This window comes from Brunnivagina elsteri CCALA 953 (assembly GCF_002289455.1).
Taxonomy (GTDB): Bacteria; Cyanobacteriota; Cyanobacteriia; order Cyanobacteriales; family Nostocaceae; genus Brunnivagina; species Brunnivagina elsteri.
In genome coordinates this window covers 1-2,519 of the sequence record NZ_NTFS01000624.1, presented here as the reverse complement: position 1 = coordinate 2,519, position 2,519 = coordinate 1, and the positions used below count along the sequence as shown (strand labels likewise).

General features: G+C 36.2%; 3 protein-coding genes. 1 reads left to right on the top strand and 2 read right to left on the bottom strand.

Annotation, left to right across the window (positions count from 1 at the left end; translation table 11 throughout):
- Window positions 1-149 precede the first annotated feature (149 nt).
- Entirely contained in the window at window positions 150-1,385 is a 1,236-nt protein-coding gene (locus CK510_RS29215) for an acetate/propionate family kinase (RefSeq protein ID WP_095724958.1), read from the top strand.
- A 1-nt stretch (window position 1,386) separates the two neighbouring features.
- Here CK510_RS29215 and CK510_RS29210 read toward each other — a convergent pair whose 3' ends face one another.
- Entirely contained in the window at window positions 1,387-1,830 is a 444-nt protein-coding gene (locus CK510_RS29210) for a PPC domain-containing protein (RefSeq protein WP_095724957.1), read from the bottom strand.
- Between the two features lie 143 nt (window positions 1,831-1,973).
- On the bottom strand, window positions 1,974-2,519 hold a 546-nt coding region (locus CK510_RS29205), incomplete at its 5' end, for a tetratricopeptide repeat protein (protein ID WP_158224991.1).

Below are 2,519 nucleotides of genomic sequence, written 5' to 3'. Positions count from 1 at the left end.
CCCTTACTAAGGGGAGAGGCTTAATAAATATTAGGTTTGGCAGATAAAAAGTATAATCCTTAACCGTTTTTAGTATAGTAGATTTTAGATTAAAGTTTAGCAGTTAATTTAAAATTATTATTGGGCAAAATTCAAAAATAATAAAAACTATGAAAATACTCGTATTAAACGCAGGTTCTAGCAGCCAAAAATGTTGTTTATATGACATTAGCAGCGATACTTTTCCTCAAGAAGCACCAAAACCTCTTTGGTTCGCAAAAGTAGACTGGAGTCATCACCAAGGTACAGCAGAAATTGAAATCTCAACAGCGAAAGGAGCATATCTACAAGAGGAAATTTCCACAGATTCCCGTCTCGAAGTTATCGTATATTTACTGAATACCCTGCATCAAGGTTCTACCCAAGTAATTAATCAACTTTCCGAAATTGATATTGTTGGACATCGTGTAGTTCATGGTGGTAGAGAATACCGAGACAGTGTATTAATTACCGAAGACGTAAAAAATGCGATCGCAAATCTCTCCAACTTAGCACCAGAACATAACCCCGCTAATTTGGAAGGCATTATTGCGATCGCACAACAACTAGGCAATATTCCCCAAGTGGCAGTATTTGATACAGCTTTTCACAGCTACATCCCCCATGCTGCCGCGATTTATCCCATTCCTTACGAATTCGTCGAGCAAGGTATCCGTCGCTACGGTTTCCACGGAATCAGTCATCAGTACTGTGGGAACCGTGCAGCACAAATCCTCAACCAAGATTTAGCATCTTTACGCTTGATTAATTGTCACTTGGGTAACGGTTGTTCCCTAGCAGCTATCAAAAATGGTCGCAGTATCGACACTACAATGGGTTTTACACCTTTGGATGGGTTAATGATGGGAAATCGTTCTGGTGCGGTTGACCCTGGTATTATTATTTACTTAATGGAAAAGGAAAATTATACCCCCGAACAGCTAAATCATCTTTTAAATAAAGAATCTGGATTGAAGGGGATTTCTGGTGTATCTGGGGATTTTAGGCAAATTTGCGATGCTATTTCCCAAGGATGCGATCGCGCTCAATTAGCATTAGATATCTACATTTATCGTCTCAAATATTACATTGGTGCAATGATTGCTAGTTTAGAGGGGTTGGATGTATTAATATTTACTGCTGGAGTTGGTGAAAATGTACCGGATGTTCGCAAACTTACTTGCGAAGGTTTTAGTTTTTTAGGTTTGCAGCTAGATAATCATAAAAATGAAAATAAACCAATAGATATAGATATTAGTTCAGTAAATTCCACAGTACGTGTATTAGTAATTCATACTCAAGAAGATTGGCAAATAGCCTACGAATGCTGGCGGCAAATGACAAAAAATCCAAGAACAAAAAATTAAATTACTCTCTCTTCAAGCGCGTCAATCTCAGGGTAAATACACCTTCCGCAGATTGGTTCCCAAAGCTACGAACTCTAATGGTATAGTTACCAGTTTTGAGAATACGACTATATATCAGTGAGTCCGTTGTTCCTTCTGCTACATCATCGTTCTGGTCGATGGTTATACCTTTGGGGGAAAGTAAGGTGGCAAAAGTATCGAAACTTGCAGATTTTACTTCGATTTCCACCAATTCACCTTCTTTGAGATTGACAATATAATCGCGAGCAAATCCACCTTCTCCTGTGGGAAAATCAGATTTTGAGAGGGTATCTTTAATTTCTTTTCCCAGAGGTAAAGGAATTGGATTGTATGCTGGGTTTGCTGTTGCTACTTTTATCCCGATTTGAGATGTAATAATTAGAATAGAGGTGATAATAATTTTTTTTAATGGCTTTTTGAACATTTCTTTTTTGACTTTGGAATTCTGTATATTTTGAGTATATAGCAATCTTATTGGAATTATAGATATTATACAACCGCCAAGTCGCCAAGGAAATAAAGAAGGTAAGAAGGGAAGAAGGAAGTTGATGATTCCAAGTATATATTTCAGGATGTTGGTAGTTTTGGTTCTATTTCGATTGCTCGATTAAAACTTTGAATTGCTTCTTCATAATCTTCTAAATTTAAAAGTATATCCCCTCTGTTCTTCCAAGATTCGCTATCATTAGGATTTATTTGTAATGCTTGATTATAACTGAATAATGCATCTTCCCAAAGATATAATGCACCTTGAGTTACTCCTTTATTTTTCCATGCTTGGGAATAATTGGGTTGAGCTTCTAAAGCTTGATGATATTGTTCAATTGCATCTTGATATTTACCTAAAGCATGTAATGATATTCCTAAGTTATTCAAAGCAGTGCTAAAAGTAGGGTGAATTTGTAAAGATTTTTCATAGCTATGAATAGCGGCTTCATATTCTCCTATGGTATGTAAAGTAATTCCGCGATCGCACCAACATTCTTCATATTCGGGATAGATATCTAAAGTCTTTTCATAGTTTTCAAGTGCTTCTTGATATTTTCCTACTGAATGTAAAATTAAACCCCGATTATACCAAGTTTTATAATAGTCAGAATACATTTCTATGGC